The organism is Streptomyces sp. NPDC019443 (assembly GCF_044389785.1).
In the GTDB taxonomy this organism is placed as follows: Bacteria; Actinomycetota; Actinomycetes; order Streptomycetales; family Streptomycetaceae; genus Streptomyces.
This window is the reverse complement of the sequence record NZ_JBIRYJ010000002.1, coordinates 711,014-735,227: the sequence shown is the minus strand read 5'-3', so window position 1 is coordinate 735,227 and position 24,214 is coordinate 711,014. Positions and strand designations below refer to the sequence as shown.

General features: G+C 69.0%; 20 protein-coding genes. 4 read left to right on the top strand and 16 right to left on the bottom strand.

Translation table 11 applies throughout. The features are described 5' to 3' along the window. The first annotated feature begins 169 nt into the window (after window positions 1–169). Window positions 170–1,099 (top strand): LysR family transcriptional regulator, encoded by a 930-nt coding sequence (locus ACH492_RS09620; RefSeq protein WP_398984542.1) that lies wholly within the window; start codon window positions 170–172, stop codon window positions 1,097–1,099. Between the two features lie 234 nt (window positions 1,100–1,333). Here ACH492_RS09620 and ACH492_RS09615 read toward each other — a convergent pair whose 3' ends face one another. The 6 genes from ACH492_RS09615 to ACH492_RS09590 all read right to left on the bottom strand — a co-directional run bounded on the left by ACH492_RS09615 (window position 1,334) and on the right by ACH492_RS09590 (window position 8,438). Continuing rightward, window positions 1,334–2,395, bottom strand: a complete 1,062-nt coding sequence (locus ACH492_RS09615; protein ID WP_398984540.1) for a 3-oxoacyl-ACP synthase III family protein — start codon at window positions 2,393–2,395, stop codon at window positions 1,334–1,336. A 20-nt stretch (window positions 2,396–2,415) separates the two neighbouring features. Next, the gene (locus ACH492_RS09610) at window positions 2,416–3,147 is read right to left on the bottom strand and encodes an HAD family hydrolase (protein ID WP_398984538.1); all 732 of its coding nucleotides are present in this window, start codon (window positions 3,145–3,147) and stop codon (window positions 2,416–2,418) included. Further along, window positions 3,144–4,229 (bottom strand): ScbA/BarX family gamma-butyrolactone biosynthesis protein, encoded by a 1,086-nt coding sequence (locus ACH492_RS09605; protein WP_398984536.1) that lies wholly within the window; start codon window positions 4,227–4,229, stop codon window positions 3,144–3,146. Before ACH492_RS09605 ends, ACH492_RS09610 begins: the two co-directional genes overlap by 4 nt. Before the next feature lie 99 nt (window positions 4,230–4,328). Then, a complete protein-coding gene (locus ACH492_RS09600; RefSeq protein WP_398984534.1) occupies window positions 4,329–5,348 on the bottom strand; it encodes a ketoacyl-ACP synthase III family protein in 1,020 nt (339 codons plus the stop codon). Next, the gene (locus tag ACH492_RS09595; RefSeq protein WP_398984532.1) at window positions 5,345–6,895 is read right to left on the bottom strand and encodes an FAD-dependent monooxygenase; all 1,551 of its coding nucleotides are present in this window, start codon (window positions 6,893–6,895) and stop codon (window positions 5,345–5,347) included. Before ACH492_RS09595 ends, ACH492_RS09600 begins: the two co-directional genes overlap by 4 nt. 148 nt (window positions 6,896–7,043) lie before the next feature. After that, on the bottom strand, window positions 7,044–8,438 hold the full coding sequence (locus ACH492_RS09590) for an MFS transporter (protein WP_398984530.1): 1,395 nt from the start codon (window positions 8,436–8,438) through the stop codon (window positions 7,044–7,046). 222 nt (window positions 8,439–8,660) lie between these two features. On the opposite strand from ACH492_RS09590, the gene ACH492_RS09585 reads away from it, so the two are divergent. Beyond that, window positions 8,661–9,062, top strand: coding sequence for a nuclear transport factor 2 family protein (locus ACH492_RS09585; protein WP_398984528.1), 402 nt, complete (start codon window positions 8,661–8,663; stop codon window positions 9,060–9,062). Window positions 9,063–9,109: 47 nt separating this feature from the next. Next, window positions 9,110–11,584: an alpha/beta fold hydrolase gene (locus ACH492_RS09580; RefSeq protein ID WP_398984526.1), complete on the top strand. Its 2,475-nt coding sequence runs from the start codon at window positions 9,110–9,112 to the stop codon at window positions 11,582–11,584. Between the two features lie 130 nt (window positions 11,585–11,714). Here ACH492_RS09580 and ACH492_RS09575 read toward each other — a convergent pair whose 3' ends face one another. After that, entirely contained in the window at window positions 11,715–12,545 is an 831-nt protein-coding gene (locus ACH492_RS09575; protein WP_398984822.1) for a helix-turn-helix domain-containing protein, read from the bottom strand. Between the two features lie 467 nt (window positions 12,546–13,012). On the opposite strand from ACH492_RS09575, the gene ACH492_RS09570 reads away from it, so the two are divergent. After that, window positions 13,013–13,864, top strand: a complete 852-nt coding sequence (locus ACH492_RS09570; RefSeq protein ID WP_398984524.1) for a helix-turn-helix transcriptional regulator — start codon at window positions 13,013–13,015, stop codon at window positions 13,862–13,864. Between the two features lie 26 nt (window positions 13,865–13,890). Here ACH492_RS09570 and ACH492_RS09565 read toward each other — a convergent pair whose 3' ends face one another. The 9 genes from ACH492_RS09565 to ACH492_RS09525 form a co-directional block, all read right to left on the bottom strand. Beyond that, window positions 13,891–14,739, bottom strand: coding sequence for a thioesterase family protein (locus ACH492_RS09565; protein WP_398984522.1), 849 nt, complete (start codon window positions 14,737–14,739; stop codon window positions 13,891–13,893). A 107-nt stretch (window positions 14,740–14,846) separates the two neighbouring features. Then, the gene (locus tag ACH492_RS09560) at window positions 14,847–15,506 is read right to left on the bottom strand and encodes a trimeric intracellular cation channel family protein (RefSeq protein WP_398984520.1); all 660 of its coding nucleotides are present in this window, start codon (window positions 15,504–15,506) and stop codon (window positions 14,847–14,849) included. Window positions 15,507–15,524: 18 nt separating this feature from the next. After that, complete coding sequence (locus ACH492_RS09555) at window positions 15,525–16,847, bottom strand: ABC transporter ATP-binding protein (protein WP_398984518.1); 1,323 nt, start codon at window positions 16,845–16,847, stop codon at window positions 15,525–15,527. Further along, the gene (locus ACH492_RS09550) at window positions 16,844–17,968 is read right to left on the bottom strand and encodes an ABC transporter ATP-binding protein (protein WP_398984516.1); all 1,125 of its coding nucleotides are present in this window, start codon (window positions 17,966–17,968) and stop codon (window positions 16,844–16,846) included. The genes ACH492_RS09555 and ACH492_RS09550 overlap by 4 nt, the downstream gene beginning before the upstream one ends. Further along, on the bottom strand, window positions 17,965–18,963 hold the full coding sequence (locus ACH492_RS09545; RefSeq protein ID WP_398984514.1) for an ABC transporter permease: 999 nt from the start codon (window positions 18,961–18,963) through the stop codon (window positions 17,965–17,967). Before ACH492_RS09545 ends, ACH492_RS09550 begins: the two co-directional genes overlap by 4 nt. Window positions 18,964–19,093: 130 nt before the next feature. Continuing rightward, the gene (locus ACH492_RS09540) at window positions 19,094–20,869 is read right to left on the bottom strand and encodes an ABC transporter substrate-binding protein (protein ID WP_398984512.1); all 1,776 of its coding nucleotides are present in this window, start codon (window positions 20,867–20,869) and stop codon (window positions 19,094–19,096) included. Window positions 20,870–20,997: 128 nt separating this feature from the next. Continuing rightward, window positions 20,998–22,002 (bottom strand): ABC transporter permease, encoded by a 1,005-nt coding sequence (locus tag ACH492_RS09535; RefSeq protein ID WP_398984510.1) that lies wholly within the window; start codon window positions 22,000–22,002, stop codon window positions 20,998–21,000. Between the two features lie 450 nt (window positions 22,003–22,452). Continuing rightward, on the bottom strand, window positions 22,453–23,265 hold the full coding sequence (locus ACH492_RS09530; RefSeq protein WP_398984508.1) for an enhanced serine sensitivity protein SseB C-terminal domain-containing protein: 813 nt from the start codon (window positions 23,263–23,265) through the stop codon (window positions 22,453–22,455). 102 nt (window positions 23,266–23,367) lie between these two features. Next, window positions 23,368–24,144, bottom strand: a complete 777-nt coding sequence (locus ACH492_RS09525) for an enhanced serine sensitivity protein SseB (protein WP_398984506.1) — start codon at window positions 24,142–24,144, stop codon at window positions 23,368–23,370. Window positions 24,145–24,214: the final 70 nt, after the last annotated feature.

Genomic DNA, 24,214 nt, shown 5'->3' with positions numbered 1-24,214 from the left:
GAGGGAAAGACCGGAGTGCTCTCGACTCATAGGCGACGCTTCTGAATCCCGATGCCGATCCGGTGCCGATTCCGATGCCGATGCGGATCCCAATTCCGATGCGGATCCCGATGCGGATCCCGATGCGGATCCCGATTCCGGCGTTTTCCGCATGCCTATGCTGGTGGCGATGACTCCTGAAGCGAGATTGCTCCGCTACTTCCTGGCCGTCGCCGAGGAATCCAACTTCACGCGGGCGGCCGAGCGGCTGCACATCGCGCAGCCCGCCCTGAGCGCGCAGATCCGTCAGCTGGAGGCCCAGCTCGGCGTGCGGCTGCTGGAGCGCACGACGCGCCGGGTGCGGCTGACCGACGCCGGACGGGCGGTCCAGGAGCGCGGAGCCGCCGCCCTCGCCGCCCTCGACGAGGTCTGGGACGCCGCGCGGCGAGCGGGCCGCGGTGAGCTGGGCCGGCTGCGGCTCGCCTACAGCACGAGCACCGGCTACGGCACGGTCCCGCAGCTCGTCGAGGCCATGCGCGCCCGCCACCCCGACGTACACGTGAGCGCCGAGCCGGTGCGTACGCCCGACATCGCGCGTGCGGTGCTGGACGGACAGGTGGACGCGGGCGTCGCGCGTACGCCCGAGCCGGTCGCGGGGGTGCGGCTGCGCCCGGTGCGCCGGGAGCGGCAAGGGGTGCTCGTCGCGGCCGGGCATCCTCTGACGGCCGACGCGCCCGAGAGTGTGGAGCTCGCGGCCGTCGCGGAGTTCCCGGTGGTGGTGCATCCGCGGGAGGCGAATCCCGCGCACTACGACCAGGTGGTCGAGATGTTCCGCCGGGCCGGTGCGATGCCCCGGCTGATCGAGCGGTCGGTCGCGTTCGACCCCACGCAGCGGGTGCTGCGCGACGGGCACATGGTGGGTCTGGTGGGGGAGGGAATGGCGGACGGCCTGGCCGACTGGCTGCGCTGGGCACCGGTGGCCGGCCCTGTGGACGGGCTGGTGACTCAAATCGTCTTTCCGGAGGGCGAGTTGCCTCCCGTGACCGCACGCTTCGAGGAAGTGGCGGCCGCTGTCGCCGAATCGGCGGGCTGGCTCACCTCGGCGGGTGGGGTGTCCTGAACCTGATCCGCGGCGTCCTGAACCGGATGCGCGGCGGCCTGAACCGGATGCGCGGCGGCCTGAACCGGATGCGCGGCGGCCATCCAGTGGCGCGTCGCTCCCAGGAGTGTGGCGATGACGGCCGCCCTCTCCTCCTCGTCCGGCACTCGGGGTGCTCTCTCGTACACAGTGGCTTCTCCCTTCTGAGTGGGGCCACCCGGCCCCGCGCCAGGGGGCGTTGGACCGGGCGGCCCCTCAAACAGAGCTCCTGGGGGCCGGGACGAGGCCGACCAGGGACTGCGCTGTCCCGTGCCGTGCGTGCCGGGTGGGGGCCCAGTCGATCAGGGACGCCCCCACGGACATACCACCACCGAAGGCGGCCAGCAGGACGCGGTCGCCCACGGCCAGCCGGCCCTGCCGGTGCGCCTCGTCGAGGGTGACGGGGACAGAGGCGGCGCCGGTGTTGCCGTACCGCTCCAGCGTCAGATGCAGCGCGGCTGATCCGAGCCCCAGGTCGGGCCAGACCTCCGCGAGCATCACCCCGTTGGCCTGATGCGGGACGAAGTGGTCGACGGCGTCGCCGGTGACCCCTTCGGTGGCGAGCAGATCCCGTACGGCCGTCGGCAATTGCTCCTGCACGAAGCCACGCACCTCGCGCCCTTCCATCCGGAAGTAGTGGTCGCCCTCGGCGAGAGTCGCCGGGGAGGCGGGGAGCCGGCTGCCGCCCGCCGTCACGCCGATGAGGTGGTGCTGGTCACCCCGGGTGAGCAGGCTGGTCCTGATGACTCCCTGCCCCTGGGCGACCGGCCCGATGACCGCGGCGCCTGCGCCGTCGCCGAAGAGGGCGGCGGTTTTGCGGTCGGCGTAGTCGAGGATGCGGGAGTAGATGTCGGCCCCCACGACCAGGCCGTATGACCCCCGGTTGTCCCCCTGGAGCAGCCGTTCGGTGACGGTGAGTGCGTAAATGAAGCCGCTGCACACCGAGTTGATGTCGAAGCCCGCCGCGTTCCGCGCGCCGAGCAGGTTCTGGACGATCCCGGCCGTCGCGGGCTGCGGCTGGTCCGGGGTCGAGGTGGCGACCACGATGTACGACAGGTCCGCCGGCCGCAGCCCGGCCTGCTCCAGCGCCCGCCGGGCCGCCTCGGCCGCCAGGTCCGAGGTGGCTTCCCCCGGGGCGGCCCGTCGGCGCTGACGGATTCCGGTCTTGCGGACGATCCATTCGTCGCTCACCCCGGCGCCCCGGGCGATCTCCTCATTCCCCACGACTGTGGCGGGGAGGTAGGACCCTGTGCTTACGATCCCGATCGGGCCGTACATATCGCCTCCTGGTGTCGGGGTCATCGGACCGCGGTGACTTCTGACGGGACCATGGCCGGGGCGGGGGTGTGGCCGGGGGCGATCCGCTGCCAGCCCGCACGGGCCGCGTGGTCCGCGAGAACGGGGTCGTCCCCCACGACGACCGGCAGGCCCACCGAGGCGAGGAGGTCGAGATCGCTCGAGTGGTCCCCGTAGGCGCTGCACTGGGCGAGGTCGAACCCCCGGACCGCCGCGGTGGCCCGCGCGGCGCGCCCCTTGGCCGATCCGATCATGGGGGTCAGCACCTCGCCGGTGAGCCTGCCCCGGCGGATCACCGGCCGGGTGCCGATGGCCCAGTGGGCGCCAAGATGTTCGGTGACCGGCTCCAGGCAGGCGAAGAAGGAACCGGACAGCAGGACCACGAACTCACCCTGCTGCAGGTGGTGTTGGAGCCGGGTCCGCGTTTCGGGGATGAACAGACTCCCCTTCTCCTGCTCGGCGGTGAACCACTCGCGGCCGGCCCGGGCCAGCTGCTGTGCGCTGTGACCCGCGTAGAAGCGGTAATAGTGGCGGTTGATGTCCTTGCGGGGTACCCCCAGCCCGGCCGAGTGGCGCAGTTCGGCGGACAGACGCCCGTACGTGGCCTCGGGCTCGCCCCGCTTGCGCAGGTAGAACTCCAGGAAGCTGAACATGCTCTTGACGTTGATCAACGTCTCGTCCACGTCGAAGAACGCGGCCGAGGTCTCCCGTACAGGCGGATTCAGATACCTCATGACCGGAACCCGACGCGGCTGAGGGTGAGGGAGAAGACGCAGAGCGTCTCGCCGTCCTGGTCGGCCACCACCCGCACCGGCAGTCGGCCAGCGGACGCGGACGCGGCGGGGTCCAGCTCCAACGTGCCGCCCTGCGTGTAGTACTCGTGCTCGTCGGTGGCCGGGGCCTGCCGTTCCTCGCCCACTTGGGAGGTGATCACGGTCGTCTTCTCCAGCTCACCGAACTGACTGAAGACCACGGACAGGGCGGTGGGGAGGGTCTTGGAGGGGGACATGCCGCAGGCCTCCAGCGCGGTCAGCAGCGCGATCTGACGGGCTGCCTCCGCGATCACCATGCCGGGGAGGTGGTCCTGCGGGTGGTCGAACATGCTCGGGTGGTCACCCGGTATCCGCAGCACCGCCCGCGCGGTGTCGTCCTTGGCCACGGCATCGGCGAGCACCACATTACGAGGGTTGGTCCGGCCGACGAGGTACGGGTCCACGGCCGTGGCCGGGGTGGTGTCCTCGTGCGTGCCCGACGACGGCAGCGGCATTCCGCCGCGGCCCTTCAGCCGCAGCTCCATGTAGTCCGCGGGTGACTTGAACCGCAGGCCGACGGCGGCGGTGCCGATCTCGGTTCGCCCGACGAACAGGCCGATCTCGTAGTCCAGTCCGGTGGTGCGCCCCTCTCGCCGGCGGTGGGCGACGACCGTCACCCGCATCGACAGCGCGCAGGGGGCAGTGCCCACGGCTATGCGTTCCAGGCGCGTCAGCTGGATGCGCAGATGGGTGAGGATGAACTTGTGGTCGGCCGGGACCTCGTAGAACTCATGGGCACCGGCCAGGCAGGACTGCCTGCAGGCCTCCAGGAGCAGCACCGGGTCGTAGGCGCTGGGGCGCAGCAAGTGGTCACCGTAATAGGCGTGGGAGCGCGGGAGTTGAGCGGCGGCCGCGTAGCACGTGTCGCTGAGCGGCCGCAGGTCGGTGAGGAACACCTCGCCCAGCGAGTCCCGGTGCACCAGTGCGCGGTCGACGGTCCGGGTGAAGGTCAGCTCGGCGTCCTCCGGGGTGAGGTCGTCCAGCGAGAGAGTGGTGGTCGTCATGGTCAGAGCCTGCCTTTGTGAGATGGGTCGGCCCTGTGCGGTGGACCGCCTGCGGTGAATTGAGAATTCGGTCATGTTCGATCGGCCGTGTCCGGATGTTCAGTCGTGTTCAAGGAGCATTCCTGTCCAGGTGAATCCGGCGCCGGCGCCGAGGAGCAGGACCCGGTCGCCGGCGGCGAACTCCTCGTCGGCGAGGTGGTCGAGACCGGCGATCTGGTCGCCGCTGCCCAGGTGTCCGACGGTCCGCCCGAAGTCCCACAGCGACTTCGCCTCGCCGCCCGGGAACTCGGGAAAGTAGTTCTCCTCGAGAAGGCGCAGCCCCAGGTTGGGGTAGACGACCCGGCGCAGCCGGGGATCGTCGCCGTCCGGCAGCAGGGCGCGGCCGATCTCGTTGACGGCCGCCCGGGTGGCGCGCTGCAGCCGGTCCGCGCCGTTCTCGCTCAGGAACCGCCGCTTGGCGCTGCGCACGTCGTGCTCCGCGTCGAGGAGTTCGGGGTGTTCGGGGGCCGGCGCGTCGGCGCGGTGGAGTCCTTCGAGGCCGGGATCGGAGACCGTACGAGTGCTCAGGACCCGCCATCCCGGCCCGGACTGCCCGGACGGCCCGGACGTCAGGACCGCTGCCGCGGCCGCGTCGCCGTAGACGATGCCGTAGTCGGCGGTGAACCGGTCGAAGCCCGACGAGGCGAACTGGTCGGCCGCGACGACGAGCGCGCTCCCGCCGCTGCTTCCCGCCAGAAACCGGCTCGCCACGTCGAGTGCCAGCATCTGGGCGTTGCACCCCTGGTTGACCGTGAGGGGCAGTGCCTGGGGACAGCCGAGTTGGGACTGCAGCCAGGAGGCAGGTGACCAGAGCCGCTTGTGGCCGTGCCGATGGATGGCGGTCACGAGCAGCAGCTGGAGGTCCTCGGGTTTGGTACCCGCAGCGGACAGTGCGCGCTGGGCCGCGATGAGCGCCATGTCCGCCGGGTAGAGGGTGTTCTCTGCGCATACGGTCCGGTACCCGGTGGAGAGGATACGGTCGGCCTCCCCCGCGTACCGCTCGGCGGCGTCGGCGACATCCAGCCGGGTCTCGGGGAGGTAGCTGCCGGTGCCGGTGATCGTGAGAACGGGCGTATTCATACGGCGACTCCCTTGGTGACGTCGTGGTGGTGCGCCTGCTCCGCCTGCTCCGCGTGCTCCGCGTGTTCGCCGGGCGGCTGGGTGATCACGGCCGCGACATGACCGTCGGGCCGTACGAGTACGGCGGCGGGGACCGGCAACAGCGCGGACTGGCGGGGCGTCTGTGCGGCGCTGAGCGTGCCCGCCGGGATGCCGGTTACCCGGGCGGCGGCCGAGAGCTCGCCGCCGGGGGGCAGGAGCAGGGTGAAGCGGTGCGGATCCGGGGTGTGGCCGGGGACCCGGGCGCCCGGCCGCAGCCGGTAGGTGTCGCGGTGCGGCCGTTCCTGGGGACCGACGCCATCGGAGTCGGCGGCCGGGTAGGTGACGTACAACTGGCTCCAGGCCTCGGCGAGTCCCGAGAGCGCGTCCTCCACGGCCTGGTGCGCGGCCGGGGTCACCGCGTCACGCATGGCGTCGAGGAGCCCGAGCACTCCGGTGGTGCGGGCGACATCCGCGGCGACGGCCCGCCGCTCGCGTGCGTAGTCGTCGAGCGGACCGGGGGCGGCCGGACCGGGGTCCGCACCGTCGAGGAGGTGGCCGAGCCGCCAGGCCAGCGCGGCTGCGTCGCCGAAGCCGGTGTTCATGGCCTGGCCGCCGGCGGGAGAGTTGAGATGGGCGGCGTCCCCGGCAAGTACTGCCCGGCCCGTAAGGAAGCGGTCGGCGAGCCGCTCGTGCACCTGGTAGTGGGCGACGCGGCGCGCCTCTGCCAGCCGTAGCGTGCTGCCGAATCCGAGGCGGTCCACCGTCGACTGGAACTCAGTCACGGTGACGGTCGTATCGCGGTCGAGCTGTGCGGCCCAGACGGGGCCCGCTATGCGGACAAGGCCGTCGGGGAGCGGGAGGAGGGAGACCGCCCCCGCCGGGCCGATGTACATGGCGGACTCGTCGCGGTCGACCGGGACGGCGGGCGTGCCCTCGGCAAGGAGGTAGCTCATGGGGTAGGTGACGCCGGGGAATTCGACGCCGAGCCGCTCGCGCACGGTGGATCCGGCGCCGTCGGCGCCCACCAGATAGCGCGCGGTGACGAGGTGGGGGCCCGCCTCACCGGTCAGCTCGGCCCGGACTTCGCCGTCGTCCTCCGTGTGCCGCTCGTAGCGCAGACCGCGGATCAGCAGCCCGCCCATGTCCCGGTACGCGGCGGCCAGTACCGCCTCGGCCTCGGGCTGGGGCACATTGAGGTAGTACGAGTAGGCGGTGTCCAGTCCGGCGAAGCCGATGGTGTGTGTGGCGCCGCGGTACGTATGGAAGGAGATCCGCTGCTGGGGGACGCCCCGCGCCTCCAACTCCGCGCGCAGGCCCAGTACTTCGAATTGTTCGAGGGCCGCCGCGTGCACCATCACCGCGCGGGTGCGCCGGTCGATCCGGCTCTCCCGGTCGACAACGACACAGTCGACGCCCCGGCGCCGCAGTTCGCAGCCGAGCATGAGGCCGGTCGGCCCGGCGCCGATGATCAGGACGTTGGTCCCGGTGTGCGTGACCGACCCGTGGTTCGTCTCTCGATGCATCATTCCCCCTGGGTGACAGCGGTGTTCCTGGTGGGGCTGGTGTTGGTGGCGGGGCTGGAGTCCATGGCCGGGGGGCCATGGGCGGGACTTCGATGGCCGGACTTCGGCGGCTGAAGGGCCGGGGAGGGCCGGCCCTTCAGCTCGTGGCCGGTCAGCTCAGGGCTGCCCTGCGCTTCTTGAGGAAGAAGCCGACGAGGAGAGCGACGGCGATGATCAGCAGACCGTTGGCAAGGATCGCCACATTGATCCCGCTGAGCGTCGCGTCCCTGATCGGTGCGCCCGCCTGCGAGCGGATCCGGGCGGTGGCGATGGCGCTCATGATCGGAATTCCGATGGTGATGCTGACCTGCTGGGTGAGTGTGGTGATACCGGTGGCCAGGCCCTGCTGCTCGTTCGGCAGCCCGGACGTCGCCGTGACCATGAAGCCCACGATGGCGGCCACATGGCCATAACTGCTGAGGAAGGCGAGGACCAGCACCGGGACCAGCCAGCCACGCTCGGCGCCGGCGAAGAACAGCACACCGACGGTGACACCCTGGACGATCAGGCCGACCACCAAAAGCGCGTGGCTGCTGCCGAGGACGCCGATCCAGCGGGGCGCGGTGACGCCACCGAGGAAGGCGCCGACACCCAGCACACCGAAGGTGAGACCGGTCGTCATCGCCGAGTAGCCCAGCACTTCCTGGAGGTAGAGCGTGAGCAGGAAGATCATGGCGGTGAAGCCGATGAACGTCACAAAGCCGCCAATGTTCCCCCACGTCACGCTGCGCAGCCTCAACACGCGTAGCGGCGCGAGCGGTTCGGCGGCGCGCAGCTCGATGAACCCGAAGGCCGCGAGCAGCACCACACCGATCCCGAAGGCGAGCAGTGTGGTGGAGTCCGCCCAGCCGTACTGGCCGGCCGCGGAGATGCCGTAGACGAGGGCGACCAGACCCGCGCTCACCGTGATCGCGCCGGGGATGTCCAGCTTGCTGCCGCGCCGGCCGCTGCTGCCCTGGAGGAGCATGGGGGTGACGACGATCAACAGCAGGCCGATCGGCACATTGATGAAGAAGCCCCAGCGCCAGCTCAGCGTGTCGGTGAGCAGACCGCCGACGATCGCGCCACAGGTGAAGCCCGCGGAGAGCATGGCTCCGTTGAGTCCCAACGCACGCTCCCGCAGTGGCCCTTCGGGGAACGAGGTGGTGAGCAGAGCCAGGCCCGCGGGGGTCACCATCGCTGTGGCCAGACCCTGGGCGACGCGGGCGGCCAGCAGCGGCCCCGAGGAGTCGACGAGACCACCGAGCAGTGAGGCGACCGTGAGCAGCGCCAGGCCCGCCAGGAACACCCGGCGTGCCCCGATCATGTCCGCGATACGGCCGAAGAGGAGGCTGAAGCCGGCCGCGCCGAGCGCGAAGGACGTGGCGATCCACTGCAGGTTTTCCTGGGCGACGTCGAGTTCCCGGCCGATGACCGGAACCGCGACATTCATGATCGAGAAGTCCACCGCAAGCGTGAACTGGGCGCCGAGCAGCAGCACAAGGGTCAGCGTCTGACGCCGCGTCATGCGGTTCGGCGGCGCGGCCGGCTCGGCGGCCGGAGCTGACCTTGTCCCGTCCGCACTATTGACAGTTGACATGGGAGGCCTTTCGATTCCTGTCGGCTGATTCGGCAACGAGCATCCGAGTCGCGACGGAGGCCTAGCCAGTACCCGCGTCCTCATATGGCCCAGGTTCCTACCACTGGCAGGGTCTGTCTCATCCGGCCGAAACGTGAATACCTTCGGCGCATGCCAAACTCCACACGAAGCGTCGTCGAGGAATACTTCCGGCTGCTTGGCAGCGGTGATCTCGAACGTGCGACAGAACTGCTTTCAGAGCCGATCGACTGGTTCACTCCCGGCGACACCGGCCTCATTCCCTGGATGGGCAGCCGGTCGAGCCATGACGAGGTACGTGAATTCTTCCGGCAGGCCGGCGAGAACATGGAGCCGGAGAAATTCCAGGTGCACCGGATCGTGGTGGAAGGTGAGCTCGCCATCGTGCTCGGCCACTTCCAGTACAAGGTGAATGCGACCGGAAAGAGCTTCGCGTCGGACTTCGCCCTCGAACTCCGCGTGACCGACGGGCTGATCGACCGCTACCGCATGCACGAGGACAGCTACGCCATTTCGCTGGCCTTCCTCACCTGAAGCCGTCCTACCCCCGCCCCAGTAGCCGACCGCGTAGGAGGCTCTCCATGAACACCGAGAATGAATGCGATGTGCTCATCGTCGGAGCCGGACCGACCGGTCTGACCGCGGCGTGCGAACTCCTGCGGCGCGGCATCAGGGTGCGTCTTGTCGACGCCGCTGCGCAGGCGAGTGTGCATTCCAAGGCGATGCTCGTCTGGCCGCGCACCCTGGATGTCCTGCAGGACCTGGGTCTTGGAGGATCGGTGGGCGAAGTCGCCGTGAAACTACGACAGATGACGTACTACTCGGAGCGGCGCCCGGTCACCCGGATGCGGATGCCCGACGACATGGCCCCGTACTGCCTTCCGCAGCGGCACACCGAGGAGATCCTCATCTCCGGCCTCAAGGGGCTGGGTGGCGCGATCGAGCGCGAGGTGCGACTGCTCGGGCTCCAGGGCCTCGACTTCAGCGGCCGGATCACACCCGGCCACCGGGTGACCGCCACACTGGAACGTGCCGACGGCTCCGTCGAACGCTTCACCGTGCCCTGGGTGATCGGCGCGGACGGGGCGACGAGCGTCGTACGCAACCAGCTCGGCATCCCGTACGAGGGCGCGACGTACGAGAACCGCTTCCTCATCACCGACGCCCGGATCGCGAACAATCCGCTGGACCCCGACGAGATCCACTACTACCAGTCGCGGATCGGCGTACTGGCGATCGTCCCCCAGCCCTACGGCCTGTACCGCTTCTTCACCAATGCCCCCGCGGACCTGGAGAACGGCACGCTCACGGACATGCAGAGCCTGGTGGACGTGCGCGGCCCCGGCGGCCTGCGGCTCATCGAGCCGGACTGGGTCACCACCTTCCGGGTGCACCGGCGCCGTGCCGCCTCCTTCCAGATGGGCCGGGTGTTCATCGCGGGAGACGCGGCGCACGCACACAGCCCGATGGGCGGCCAGGGCCTCAACACCGGTATCCAGGACGCCCAGAACCTGGCCTGGAAACTGGCCTCCGTCATCCGTGGTGACGCGCGGACCGGCCTGCTGGAGAGCTACACCCCCGAGCGGGCCGCTGTGGCCGACGCCGTCGTCCGGGACACCGATCTGCAGACCCGCGCGGCCATGTGGAACAAGAGCACGCAGGTGGCGCTGCGCGACACCGCCATGCGCGCACTGGACCGCACCCGGACCCTCGAGCGGTTCTACGTCCCCATCGCGGCCGGCCGCCGCTGGGTCTACCCCACCGCCCCGGCCACCGCGGAGAGCCCCCGACTGCCCGTCCCCGCCGACTGGTGCGACATGAGGTCCTCGCTGCGCCGACACGCCAAGCAGGGCGCCGCGCTCCCGAGAGACCTGGCCCTCGGCCTGGGCGCCGCGGGACCCGAAGCCGACCCCACGCGGTTCGCCGTCGTGGTGGTCCCGGCCGCCAAGGGCGGTGACGGCCGGCTCGCCGAGGCGGTACGCCACCTCGCCCGGCCGTGGCAACGCCAGGTCCGGGTGATCGACGCCGGGGGCGGCCGACCGGGCAGCGGGCGGCGCGGCACCGAACTGCTGCGCCGCGCGCACCGGGAACTGCACTGCCGGCGTGCGGGATTCCACCTGGTGCGCCCCGACGGACACATCGTCATGCACGGACATCACGACGAACTCGACGCTTTGTACGGGGAGTTGAACCGGATCTTCACGGATCCCGATCCATCCCCCGACTTGGCTCCCGACATTCGGGAAGCCACCGCCCGTCCGACCGACTCCACGGAGGAAACCATGTCCGGCAACGGCCGCTACGTCCCCAACAGCCATGTCGTCGGCAATGGCCCGCACCGGGTCATCGTGCTGCACTCGATCTTCGGCGGACTCGAATCGTTCCGCGCCTGGTGGCCCTATCTGGACGGGACCCGGTTCACGTACGCGTTCATGGACGCCCGCGGCTTCGGCAAGGCCCTCGATGTGACGGGCACGTACAGCACGGACGAGATCGCGTCGGACACGCTCGCGCTGGCGGACAGCCTCGGCTGGCAGGAGTTCTCGCTCATCGGCCACTCGCTGGGCGGCATGCCGATCCAGCAGGTGCTCCTCAAGGCCCCCCAGCGGGTGCGCAAGCTGATCGGCCTGAGCCCGGTGCCGGCCACCGGTATGCCCATACCCGACTCGGACTTCCCGCTCTTCGCCGACGCCGCCCACCAGGTGGAGAACCGGCGGATCATCATCGATATGACCACCGGAAACCGGCTCTCCGCAACCTGGGTGGACGCCTGGGCACAGCAGTCGATGAAGGAGATCGGCCCGGTGGCCTTCCGCGGTTACCTCGACTCGTTCCGCTCCACGGACTTCTCGGCCCGCATCGCCGGGGCCGAGGTGCCCGCGCTGGCGGTGGTCGGCGAGAACGATCCGGCGGTCAACGCCGACGCCATGAACGAGACCTGGATGAAGCACTACCCGAACGCCGAGCTGCTGGTCATGGGCAACGCGGGCCATTACCCGATGGTGGAGACCCCCATCGCACTGGCCACTGCGCTGGAGAAGTTCCTCGCCGCGTAGTGCCGAGAACTCACGGCGGATACCTGATGGCCCTCCTGTCGGTGGCCGGGTATCCGCCGTGTCGGCGTTTGAAGAAGGACAGCAAATTAAGGACGGCGAATGTCCGGCGTCCGGGGAAGACCCGGCGCGCTCAGGCCTCCCGCTTCTCCAGAAGCCTGCGAAGTGTGGCTTCGGAAGGCGATCCGGGCTCGGCCTGGTACAGCACGATGGCCTGATCAGGAGCCTCGGGAAGCCTGAACGTCTCATAAATGAGCGTAAGCGCACCGACGTCGGGGTGGTTGAGCCGGCGGGTGCCGTGGGACTTGTCCCAGACCCGGTGCTCCGACCACATCGCGGCGAACTCCCGGCTTTTCGACGAGAGTTCGGCGATGAGATCGGTCAGTTCGGGATCGCCGGCGTAGCGGCCGTGCATCAGTCGCAGATAGCCGACCAGGTCCTGGGCCTCGTACTCCCAGTCGGTGTAGAGCTGCCGCGCGCCGGGGGCGCAGAAGAGTAACCGGGCCAGGTTGGGCGGCTCGAAGTCGCCGTCCTGGCCGGTGAGATCGATGTATCCGGTGAAGAGGATGCGGGCCAGGTGATTCCAGGCGAGCACCTTGGTCTGTCTTCCGAGGAGCACGGCGGGCCCGCTCTCGAAGGAGCCGATCATCCGCTCCAGGCCCGGGCGCACCTGCTCGGTCGTCCGCGGTGCCTTGGTGGCGTGGGTCGGCCGGACGAGGTCGTGCAGGTGGGCTCGTTCGTCCGGCCTCAGTCTCAGTGCGGTGGCGAGTGCGTCCAGCACCTCTGGTGAAGCGTTCCGGTTCTGTCCCTGCTCCAGCCGTGTGTAGTAGTTGACGCTCACTCCGGCGAGAAGGGCGACTTCCTCACGCCTCAGTCCGGCCACCCGGCGGCGCTTACCGTCACCGGTGAGGCCGAGGTCTTCCGGGCGCAGCCGGCTACGCACTGACTGGAGGAATCTCCCCAACTCGGTTCTTCGATCCCCCGTGGACCTCTGCAAGGCTGATCTCCTTCCGCATGGTGATACAGGGGCGACTTGTGTCATGCCCCGTGGGCGGGCAGACATCGGAAAGAAGCCAGAGTGACGTAGGTCACTCCTGCATGTGGTGCATGCGCTTTCCCGTCTGTCGCGGAGTTGAATCTGTGTGTCGCGAATGGTGATTCCGCTTGGTGCCGATGTAAATCCCCTGCTCACGGGTCACCGGATCAGCTACGCACAGTCAGATGACAATCGGTCAGTCGATGCCCAAAGTCTCGCACTGTTCGGTTTATTGAGAGAGTGAAATAGGCCAAGATCCCGGAACTTTCTGGATATTGTTGAACCATCAGTCAAAATTGGTGATAGTGCGGGGTGGGTGCCCATTCGCGGGGTAGGGCTGACAGGGGCAGGCTGGGCCCCTCCCCAACCCCCCCGGCTGTTGGAGACTTGTTCACATGGACAGACCTGCCGACCTGGGGGAGTTTCTGCGCACGCGGCGTGCCCGCATGCCCCCGGAAGAGACCATTCCCGCCGGTGGTTCGGGCCGCCGCAGTCCGGGCCTGCGGCGCGAAGAGGTGGCGAGACGCGCCGGGCTGGGCCTGACCCACTACATCTGCCTCGAAGAGGGCAGACACCGTGACGCCACGCCCGCCGTACTCGAAGCTATCGCCCGGGTGTTACGGCTCGACGACGACGAGCGGGCCCACCTGTACCGGCTCGCGCAGCCTGACGAACCGGTACCCGACGAATGCACCGGGCAAGGCGTCCGGCACCTGATGGGAGGCCTGAAGGGCATGCCTGCCGTCGCCCTGAACCACCGCCACGACGTCCTCTACTGGAATCCGCTGGGGCATGCGCTGCTCGCCTGCCACCTCGACAGGGACAGCCCTCTCAGCGCACGCCACCGCCCGAACCTGTCGAGGATGCTGTTCCTCGACCGGCGCACCCGCGAGCTGTATCCGCGGTGGGCGGAGGAGGCCCGCCGGATGACCTCCTGCCTCCGCCTCGCCTCGGACGACCATCCCCGGGACGGCAGACTGGCCGCCCTGATCGGTGAACTCGCCGAATCCGACGCCGGGTTCGCCGCGCTGTGGTCCCAGCCGCCCGTGCCTGCCAGGGCCTTCGGCACCCGGCTCTTCCGGCACCCCCTGGTGGGGTGCATGGAGCTGGCCTTCGAGAACGTGGAGCCCCCGGACGATCCCGGGCAGCAGGTGCTTGTCTTCAGCGCGGAACCGGACACCGAGTCGGAGAAGGCCCTCAGCCGTCTCGCCGCCCGGTCGGCATGGCCGCAGGAGCCCCCGTCGTAGCCGCCCGGCCGATGAGAGGGTACGAGTCAGCCGCGCGGCGCCTTCGCCAGCTGGCGCGACTGGGCCACCAGCCGGTCCGCGCTGTCCCAGACCTCCGCGTCCTCCTCCAGGAAGCCGCCGGCCAGGTTGCGGGTCGTGATCGAGACCCGCAACGGGCCCGGCGCCGGGCGGCACCGGATGTGCGTGGTGAGTTCGACCGTGGGGGTCCAGCCCTTCAGGCCCAGCTCGAACGACGTCGGCGGCAGGGCGTCGACCGTGAGCAGCAGCGAGAAGGGGTCCGCGTCCCGGCCGTCCGCGAGGGAGAACCAGCCGCGCATCTCGCCCTTGCCCGACGGTGCACCGACGGCCCATCCGACGGTCGCCGGGTCCAGCTTGATGTTCAGGCGGTCCGTGATCGCCGAACTGCCGGGGATCTTCGGCGCGGGGCCGTCGGACGGACCGAGGCAGTCCTGAAGCGGCGGCATGGCGGGCGGCTTCGCCGACGTCCGTACGTCGTCGGGCAGCGCGTCCAGGTCCCCGTACGTCGCGAGGACACGGATCCGCTCGATCTCGGCGCCGTCCTCCCCGTACTGGAACAGCGACGCCTGGCCGGTGGAGAGCGTGCGCCCGGTGCGTACGACGTCGGTGCGGATCACCGCGGGGCCCGGCTGGGACGCGCTCAGATAGTGCGCCGAGACCGTGAAGGGGTCGCGGTGCGGCAGCGCCTCGCCCAGCGCGCGGCCGAGCAGGGCCAGCAGATAGCCGCCGTTGACGGCGCTGATGATCGTCCAGCCCGCCGAGAGCTCCGCGTCGTAGATGCCGGGTGCGCGCAGGGTGACAGCGGTGTCGCGGTCGAACTCGCTGTCCCCGATGGATGCCTGTACAGCCTGTGCCATGGCAGCACCGTACAACAGACAATTACTGAGCGGTAGCTTTCCCCGATTGCCCGGTGACGGCCGCCGGAACGCGGTGCCGTGGAGGCCGTCTACGTCTCTTCGGCGGCCTAGGTCTCTTCGACGGCCGCCGAACGCCGGTTCCAGGCGCGCGGTGCCCGCCAGTGGAAACGCATCGCGAGCAGGCGCAGGACGAACGCGGTCACCACGGCGAGTCCGCTGGTGGCCGCGTTCAGCACATCGAAGCGGATACAGAGCACGATCATGGTCGCCCCGACGATGGCGGGGACGGCGTAGAGATCGCGGTCCCAGCGCAGCAGCGAGGGCACCTCGTTGGCCAGTACGTCGCGCAGCACACCGCCGCCGACGGCGGTGGCGAGGCCGAGCGCGGCGGAGGCGGTCAGGCCGAGCCCGTACTCGTACGCCTTGGTGGTGCCGGTGACGCAGAACAGCCCGAGGCCGGCGGCGTCGAAGACATTGACGCCGACCTGGATGCGCTCGACCTGCGGGTGCAGGAAGAACACGAGGCCGGTCGCCACGAGTGGCATGAGGAAGTACCCGAGATCGGTGAAGGCGGCCGGCGGGACGGCACCGATGATCAGGTCACGGAGAAGCCCTCCGCCCAGCGCGGTGACCTCTGCGAGCACTGCGATGCCGAAGACGTCGAAGTTCTTGCGTACGGCGAGCAGTGCGCCGGAGATCGCGAAGACGAAGATTCCGGCGAGGTCGAGCGCGTGCTGGACGGAGGGCGTGAACAGTTCTTGGAGCACCGGACGATTGTGCCGGTTCTACTCCTTGGAGATGTCCCCCGAGCCCTCGGAACGGCCGGCGTCCGCGCCGTCGGCGCCTTCGCCGTCGGCGGGCCGGTCCTGGCTGTCGCCGGCGTCACCCTCGGCGCCGGCCTTGGCCAGGCCCGTCTTGGGCTCCGCCCCGGCCGTGTCGGCCTTCGCAAGGCCCGCCCCGGACTCCGCGTCGGCCGCGGCCTTGGCCGACTCCACCGACTTCGGCGTCGCCGTCACGATCTCGATCGCCTCCCGCGCCGACGCCAGCGCAACATCCTCCGGCGCCCGGTCCTGCGCGTTCTCCGGGTGGTGGCAGGCAACCTGCTGGCCCGCTCGCAGCGCGATCAGCGGCGGCTCCTGCTTCTTGCAGATCTCCGTCGCCTTCCAGCACCGCGTGTGGAACCGGCAACCCGTCGGCGGAGCGATCGGCGAGGGCACGTCGCCCTTCAGCAGGATGCGCTCGCTCTTGCCGCCGCGACGCCGCGGGTCCGGCACCGGCACCGCCGACATCAGCGCCTTCGTGTACGGGTGCATCGGCGACTCGTACAGCGACTTGCGGTCCGCGAGCTCCACGATCTTGCCGAGGTACATCACCGCGATCCGGTCCGACACATGCCGGATGACCGACAGGTCGTGCGCGATGATCACGTATGTCAGGCCCAGCTCTTCCTGGAGGTCGTCCAGCAGGTTGACCACCTGCGCCTGGATGGAGACGTCCAGCGCGGAGACCGGCTCGTCCGCCACGACCAGCTTCGGCTTGAGCGCGAGCGCACGCGCGATGCCGATGCGCTGGCGCTGGCCGCCGGAGAATTCGTGCGGATAGCGGTTGTAGTGCTCGGGGTTGAGGCCCACCAGCTCGAGCAGCCGCTGGACCTCCTTCTTGATCCCGCCCTCGGGCCGTACCCCCTGCAGCTTGAACGGCGCGGAGACGATCGTGCCGATCGTGTGCCGCGGGTTCAGCGAGGAGTACGGGTCCTGGAAGATCATCTGGACGTCACGCCGCAGCGGGCGCATCTTGCCGACGCCCAGGTGCGTGATGTCGTGGCCCTCGAACTCGATCTTCCCGCCGGTCGGTTCGAGCAGCCGCGTGATCAGCCGGCCCATCGTCGACTTGCCGCAGCCGGACTCGCCCACCACGCCCAGGGTCTCGCCCGGGCGGACATCGAAGGTCAGCCCGTCGACGGCCTGCACGGCCCCGGCCTGCCGCTGCAGCAGCCCCTTCCTGATGGGGAAGTGCTTGACCAGGCCCTCGACCTTGAGCAGCGCCTCGGACGAGGAGGCGGCCGCTGCGGTCTGCTGCTCCGGGATCTTCACGTCGTTCTCACTCACAGCTTGGGCGCAATCTCTTCGGTCCAGATCCGCGTCCGCTCGTCCTGCGACATGTGGCAGGCGGAGAAGTGCCGGCTGCCGACCTCGTGGAGTTCGGGGCGGACGGTGCGCGTCAGGTTGTCCTTCGGCACATCGGCGTACGGGCACCGCGGGTTGAAGGCACAGCCGTCGGGGATGTTGATGAGGCTGGGCGGGGAGCCCTTGACCGGGATGAGGCGCTCGGTCTGGTCCCGGTCGATGCGCGGCATCGAGCCCAGCAGACCCCAGGTGTACGGGTGCTGGGGCTCGTAGAAGACCTTCTCGGCAGGGCCGCGTTCGACGCTCCGGCCGCCGTACATCACCAGGATGTCGTCGGCCAGCTCGGCGACGACGCCCAGGTCGTGGGTGATGATGATGACCGCGGAGCCGAACTCCTTCTGCAGATCCCGGATGAGGTCGAGGATCTGCGCCTGGACGGTCACGTCCAGGGCGGTCGTCGGCTCGTCGGCGATCAGCAGCTCGGGGTTGTTGACGAGCGCCATGGCGATCATCGCGCGCTGGCGCATACCGCCGGAGAACTCGTGCGGATAACCGTCCACGCGCTTGTCGGGCTGCGGGATGCCCACCCGGTCGAGCATCTCGATCGCACGCTTGCGCGCGGTCTTCTTGTCGACGTCGTGGTGGACCCGGTACGCCTCGGTGATCTGGCGGCCGATCGTGTAGTACGGGTGCAGCGCGGAGAGCGGATCCTGGAAGATCATCGCCATCTCGCGGCCGCGCAGCTTGCGCACCATGTCCGGGTCGGCGCCGAGCAGTTCCTGGCCGTCCAGCCAGACCTCGCCGGAGATCTGTGCCTTGCGGCGGCCGTACTGGCCCGCGGTGTGCAGACCCATGATGCCGAGCGAGGTGACGGACTTGCCGGAGCCGGACTCGCCCACGATGCCGAGGGTCTTGCCCTTCTCCAGCTGGAAGCTGAGGCCGTCGACGGACTTGACCAGACCGTCGTCGGTGGGGAAGTGGACCTTGAGGTCGCGTACTTCCAGGAAGGCGGTGGGCGCGGGCGAGCCGACCGCGGCGGGCTCCCCCAGTGCGGTGCCGGTCACAGCGAGGTCCTCGGTACTGGGCTTGTCGAAACTGGTCATCCGATCCTCACTCGGGGGTCGATGACTGCGTACAGAAGGTCCACGAAGAGGTTTGCCACGCAGATGAACAGGGCCGCGATGAGGGTGACACCGAGGATGAGCGGAAGGTCCTTGGTCTCGATCGAATCGATCGCCAGGTGCCCGAGTCCGGGCAGGTTGTACGTGGACTCCGTGAGCACCGCACCGCCCAGCAGCGCGCCCAGGTCCAGGCCGAGCAGGGTCAGCACCGGCGTCCAGGTCGAGCGCATCGCGTGCCGCCCGATGACGACCTTCTCCGTGAGGCCCTTGGCACGGGCCGTACGGATGTAGTCCTCACCCATGATCTCCAGCATGGTGGCCCGGGTGAGCCGGGCGTACATCGCCGCGTAGAGGAAGGCGAGGGTGATCCACGGCAGGATCAGCGTCTGGAACCACTGGGCCGGGTCCTCACTGAACGGCGCGAACTCCCCGCTGACCCAGTCCAGCTGGTAGCTGAAGATGGCCAGCGACAGCAGACCGGTGAAGTAGATGGGGAGCGAGACGCCGGCCAGTGCGACGGTCATCGCGGCCCGGTCCCACAGCGTGCCCCGGCGCAGCGCGGAGACGACGCCCGTGGCGACACCGCCGACGACCCAGAGCAGGCAGGCGCCCGCGGCGAGCGACAGGGTGACCGGAATCGCCTCTGTGAGCTGCGGCCACACCTCCTGCTCGGTGCGGAAGGAGTAGCCGAAGCAGGGGGCCGGACAGTGCGTGACATCCGTGCCGCTGATGTAGTCACGACCGACGAACAGACCCTGGACGAAGTGCCAGAACTGCACCAGGACCGGATCGGCGAGCCCCAGCTTCTGACGGATTCCCTCGATGGAGGCCGGGTCGGTCTGCTTGCCGGCGAACAAGTAGGCGGGGTCCATTCCGGCCCACTTCGGCAGCACAAAGAAGATGACGAAGGTCGTCAGGGTAACGACCATCAGCATCATGGCGACGGCGAACAAGCGCCGGATGACGTAAGCAAGCACTGTGCGCGGCCCGGCGGCGGCCCGGAGATCCCGGATTACGGGTTCCCCGGACCGCCGCCCGAGGCCATCACCTGCCCTTCGGGACTGGCGGGTTGGGCGATGGTGGGTTGTGACTCGTCACGAGGGACGGTTACTTGACGACGCCGAGGGAGACGTAGTCGTAACGGCCGTTGTACGCCGCGGTGGAGTAGGCGTTGGTCAGCCGCGAGCTGCGCCAGGTGAAGTTCTTCTCGTAGATGAACGGCATCTGCACGGCGAGGTCCGCGACAGCGTGGTTCATCTGCTTGTAGATCTCACCGGCCTTCTCCGGGTCGGTCTCCTTGAGAGCGTCGTCGAAGAACTTGTTGATCTTCGGGTCGTTCGTCTCTGAGACGTTGTAGTTGCCGTTGGCCACGATGAAGCGACCGTCGACCAGCGGCTGTGAGAAGCCCTGGCCGGTCGGGAAGTCCGGGCCCCAGCCGGTCATGACCAGACCGAGACCGCGCTTCTTCACCACCGCGGGAGCACCGGTGATGCTGGAGGACTCGGCGCCGTCGATCGACTCCACCTGGGCCTTGATGCCGACGGCCTGCAGCGACTGCTGCAGCGCCTCGGCGACCTGAACCTCACCCGGGTTGTTGCTGCGGGCGCTGATGTTGGTGGTGAAGCCCTCGGGCTTGCCACACGCCTTCAGAGCCGCCTTCGCCTTGGCGACGTCCGGCTTGCCGTCGCGCGCCAGGATGCCGTACGGGTCGTAGTCGTCCGAGCCCTTGATGGACTTCGGCAGCATGTTCGTGGCGATGTCGCCACCGGCGTCCGGGCCACCGCGGACCGTCTGCATCGACTTGTAGTCGGCCGCGTAGATCACGGCCTTGCGGCACTCGACGTTGTCGAACGGCGGGACCTTGGTGGCGATGTCGACGTACCGGATGAAGCTGGTCTCGATGTTGTCGACGTTGTCCTTGTGCTGCTTGAGCGCTGCGGTGCGGCCCGACTGGGACATGCCCGTGGCGTTCAGGTCGAGGTCGTAGTCGCCCTTGATCAGCAGCTGGTCGATCGCCTCGATGTTGGAGTTGATCGTGACCGTGATCTTGTCCGGCAGCGCGGCGCGGATCGGGTCGGAGGCCTTCTGCCACTTGTCGTTGCGGACGAGGACAGCGCTCTTCTTCGGCGCGTACGACTCGAACTTGTACGGGCCCGAGGAGAACGGCTTCAGCTGGTACTTGGCCTGCGTGTCCTTCTCCTTCTTCACCGGGGAGCCGGCCGGCATCGCGAGCATCTGCTCGAAGTCACCGTTGGGCGTCGCCAGGTTGAAGACGATGGTCTTGTCGTTCGGCGTCTGGATCGCCTTCAGACCAAGCTTGTCCGGGGTGGTGTCCTTGTAGGGACCCTTGTACTCGTTCTTGGGGTCGAGGACCTGGCGCAGGTAGGCGGGACCGCCGGTGATGACGTCCGTGGCCCAGATGCGCTCTATGCCGTACTTGATGTCCTTGGAGGTGATCGGCGTGCCGTCCTCCCAGGTGATCCCGTCGCGCAGCTCGTACGTGTACGTCTTGCCGTCGTTGGAGACCACACCGTTCGCCTTGGCGAGGTCGGGGACGAGCTCGGCGCCGCCGGCACCCGGCTTCGGCGCGTAGGAGATCAGCTGGCGCGCGTAGAACCGGGAGAAGTCCCAGGCCATGCCGTAGTACTGGCGCTGCGGGTCGGTGGAGTCGAAGTCCTGCTTGCCGATGAACTTGAGCGTGCCGCCCTTCTTGGCGGAGGCGTTGGCGACGCCCTTCGTACCGGCGTTGTATCCGGCGGCCTTGCCGGCGCCGTCCTCGTCCTTGGAACCGCCGCCACCGCACGCCGCGGTGGACATGAGGGCTGCCACGACAACCGCCGCACCGGCGATCTGCCTGCTCCTCGACGAACGTAGGGGTTTCATTGTTTCTGCAACCTCCGGAGTAGCGCGGTCCTTGGCTTGATGCCGGGGAACCATCGGGGAGCCGCCTGACATGTGTGGCAGGGGCACGTTCATTTGTCTGCGGCCGGACGGCGCCGCGGGGGGTGCCGTCACCGGGTGCCCTTGGGGTCGAGTGCGTCCCGCACTCCGTCGCCGAAGAGGTTGAAGGCCAGCACCGTCACAAAGATCGCCACACCCGGGACGACCATGAACATCGGGTCTTCCTGGTAGTACTCCACGGCCTTGGAGAGCATCTGCCCCCAGGAGGCCGTCGGCGGCCTCACACCTGCCCCGAGGAAGCTGAGCGCCGCCTCGGTGAGGATGTTCGTGGGGATCATCAGGGTGGTGTAGACGGTGATCGGCGCGACCAGGTTGGGCAGCAACTCCTTGAAGAGGACGTACCGCTGACCGGCGCCCAGGCTCCGGGCCGCCTCGACGTACTCCTTCTCGCGCAGCGAGAGGGTCTGGCCGCGCACGATGCGTCCCACGTACGGCCAGCCGAAGAAGCCGATCACCATGACCAGGACGGCGATGCGGACACTGGTGCCGGTGAGGCCGAACAGATCGCTGGGGAGGACGGAGACCAGCGAGATGATGAAGAGCAGCTGCGGGAAGGCCAGCAGCATGTCCATCACCCGGCTGATGATCGCGTCGACCCAGCCGCCGAAGTAACCGGCCACGATGCCGAAGATGGTGCCGAGCAGAACGGCGACCAGCGCCGCGAGGAAGGCCACGAGCAGCGAGATGCGGGCGCCGTAGACGATGCGACTGAACACGTCGCGGCCGTTCTGCGGCTCGAGGCCCAGCAGGAAGTCCGAACTGATGCCGCCGAAGGCGCCCTTGGGGGTGCCGAACAGCGGGTCGATCTCGTCCTGGTGAAACTCGTTGGGCGGGTGGCCGAGCAGACTCACGATCAGCGGCGCGAAGATCGCCACGAGCACCAGGAAGATGACGACGACGCCGCCGGCCAGCGCCAGCTTGTCCCGCTTGAGGCGGGTCCAGGCGATCTGTCGCAACGACCGCCCTTCTACCGACTTGTTGACTACATCCGCCGCGACATCGACGGCTGCGGCCTTGTCCGCGTCCGCGCTCGTGTCGTGCAATGGTGCCGTCATCGTGGTGGGGACCCCTCTCGGCCGGAGGTGACCGGCCCGTACCCGCCGCTGTAGCGGCATTTTTCACAACTTGTGGTGCACGTGAAGCTTTGGTGCGAGAAGTACGCGTGAAGCACGCCGTACACAGGGGCGAATATCCCCTTGCTGCGGGAGTCTTCAACGGTCTCGCGATCACCCGCCAGCCCCCCCGGGGAATGTTTGCTCAAACGTGATGAGGGGAGGGGGGTTCCGTTATACGGACGACAGCGCTGACTGAGCGGATCGCCATCTACCGCATATGGGGCGAAAGTTGAGTGAGGTACCGCCATGCGGACCCATCCGCCGCACCCGTCAACTCATTCGATTGAAAGGCCTTTGAGACCCGAGACGCGCACAATCCCACCCTGACCATCACTACAGGACACGGAATGTGTTGGGCCGGGACGGCAATGGTGCCGTTGTGTAAAGGTCTCAGCGACCGTGCGGCGGAGGGTAGCCGTAGCCGCCCCCCGGCTCCGCCGGGGCGGCCCCCACCACCGGTGCGCCGCCGTGTGCGTCACGGTCGTAGAACGGACGGGCGTTGGCCCGCAGCCACATCGTCACCGGGTCGTACTCGTCGGACATCGCGACGGTGGAGACCGGCAGCCCGTCCGGAACCGCGGCGATCGACTGCTGCATCATGGCCCGCACCGCGTCCACGGACTGCCTGCCGGTGTCGTACAGATCGAGCCCGATGGCGAGATACGGAGCGCCGAGGGCGGGCTGCACCCAGGCGCGGCGCAACGAGCGGACCGCGGCTGTGCGGTGGGCGTTCTGCGAGAGCAGGCCGTAGAAGTGCGGGATGTCGATGGCGGGCTCGGACATCCGCAGGGGTCCGGCGGGCATCCGGTCGAGGCCGGTGGCGATCCGGCGCAGATCGAGCCAGGGGATGCCGACGCCGCCGCCGGGGGCGTGCGGGTTGAGCCAGATTCCCCAGCGGTCGGGGAACAGGGCGCGGGCGACGTCCGGACCGCTGACCACTTCGTGGGCGCGGTTCCAGCCGCAGACCGAGAGCTCTTGGGCGGAGGTGACGCAAGGGGCGTAACCGACGCCGTCGACCTCCATGTTCCCGTACTGGGCGTCGGGCGAGCCCGCCTGGCCGTGCCAGAGCAGCATCCAGAGCCGGCCGCCGGCCGGGTCTGCGATCGCCTGCAGCAGCGCCTCGTACGCGTCGTAGCGCCCAGGAGTCACCTGCCGCAGCATGTGCTCGACCTGCCCGGCCGCCGCGGTGCCTGACGCACTCACCCTGGGTTCCGCCCCTCTTCGATCCACCCGGCACACAAGTGCGGCGGGTCCGGCCTGGCCATCAAACCAGCTTAATCGGGAGTTCTGACGCCGACTTGACGACTACACGTGCTGTCGTTGGTAGAAGGGGCGCACCCGTTCCAGCATCCATATGCCGACCGGGTCCTGTGCCACATCCAGCAGTACGAGATTGACCGGCCAGCCCACCTGGACCCGGCCCAGCGCCCGGCCGAGCGCATCCATCGGGGCGTTGCGCTCGGCGGCCTCCCAGGAGGAGAGCTGGACGCCGATGAACAGGGTCGGCGACTCACCCTCGATGGAGGCGAGCGCGCGGCGGGCGGTGACGACGACGCCGGAGCTCTCGAACTCACCGGCCGCGGCGGCGAGGAAGTCCACCGGCTCCTCCTGCCAGTCGGGTTCGAAGAGCCGCACCCGGCCGCCGGTCGCCGGACCGTCGAGGGGCGTGCGTCCCACCCGGCACAGCTCGGCGACGGCGGGCGGCGGCAGCGGGGCGCCGACCGTGCCGCCCGGGTTCACGGCGATGCCGAGCTGCGGGGGCAGTCCACGGGCGAATTCGCGGGCGGGGGCGATGGTGAAGGGCATATGGCTGCCGACGCAGTGCAGGAACTGCTGCTCGGAGCTGAAGACCGGGACGTACGCGGCCCCGTCGATCTCCATGGTGGGCAGATCGAGGTTGCGGCTGTCCGGACCGCCGCCGTTGGGCAGCGGCACCCAGATCTGGCTGCGGCCGAGCACCTCGACGAGGCGGCCTCCGGCGGAGGGGTTGCCGAGGGATGCGGCGAGCACCTCTTCGAGCTCGTTCCCCGGCCAGCCGCCGTACGGATGCGGATGCGGATGCGGATGATCCGGTGTCTGCATGTGCTGTCCTTCTCCCCCTGCGTTCCCACGGTTGCGCGCCACGACCCTAACGCCGTGGGGGTCCGCCGGG

Excerpts from the sequence above, each read along its gene's own strand:
- ACH492_RS09615 (WP_398984540.1), bottom strand. The coding sequence starts at position 2,395 with ATGTACGGCCCGATCGGGATCGTAAGCACAGGGTCCTACCTCCCCGCC.
- ACH492_RS09550 (WP_398984516.1), bottom strand. The coding sequence starts at position 17,968 with ATGACCAGTTTCGACAAGCCCAGTACCGAGGACCTCGCTGTGACCGGC.
- ACH492_RS09535 (WP_398984510.1), bottom strand. The coding sequence starts at position 22,002 with ATGACGGCACCATTGCACGACACGAGCGCGGACGCGGACAAGGCCGCA.
- ACH492_RS09580 (WP_398984526.1), top strand. The coding sequence starts at position 9,110 with ATGAACACCGAGAATGAATGCGATGTGCTCATCGTCGGAGCCGGACCG.
- ACH492_RS09610 (WP_398984538.1), bottom strand. The coding sequence starts at position 3,147 with ATGAGGTATCTGAATCCGCCTGTACGGGAGACCTCGGCCGCGTTCTTC.
- ACH492_RS09605 (WP_398984536.1), bottom strand. The coding sequence starts at position 4,229 with ATGACGACCACCACTCTCTCGCTGGACGACCTCACCCCGGAGGACGCC.
- ACH492_RS09595 (WP_398984532.1), bottom strand. The coding sequence starts at position 6,895 with ATGATGCATCGAGAGACGAACCACGGGTCGGTCACGCACACCGGGACC.
- ACH492_RS09570 (WP_398984524.1), top strand. The coding sequence starts at position 13,013 with ATGGACAGACCTGCCGACCTGGGGGAGTTTCTGCGCACGCGGCGTGCC.
- ACH492_RS09620 (WP_398984542.1), top strand. The coding sequence starts at position 170 with ATGACTCCTGAAGCGAGATTGCTCCGCTACTTCCTGGCCGTCGCCGAG.
- ACH492_RS09590 (WP_398984530.1), bottom strand. The coding sequence starts at position 8,438 with ATGACGCGGCGTCAGACGCTGACCCTTGTGCTGCTGCTCGGCGCCCAG.
- ACH492_RS09525 (WP_398984506.1), bottom strand. The coding sequence starts at position 24,144 with ATGCAGACACCGGATCATCCGCATCCGCATCCGCATCCGTACGGCGGC.
- ACH492_RS09585 (WP_398984528.1), top strand. The coding sequence starts at position 8,661 with ATGCCAAACTCCACACGAAGCGTCGTCGAGGAATACTTCCGGCTGCTT.
- ACH492_RS09565 (WP_398984522.1), bottom strand. The coding sequence starts at position 14,739 with ATGGCACAGGCTGTACAGGCATCCATCGGGGACAGCGAGTTCGACCGC.
- ACH492_RS09540 (WP_398984512.1), bottom strand. The coding sequence starts at position 20,869 with ATGAAACCCCTACGTTCGTCGAGGAGCAGGCAGATCGCCGGTGCGGCG.
- ACH492_RS09600 (WP_398984534.1), bottom strand. The coding sequence starts at position 5,348 with ATGAATACGCCCGTTCTCACGATCACCGGCACCGGCAGCTACCTCCCC.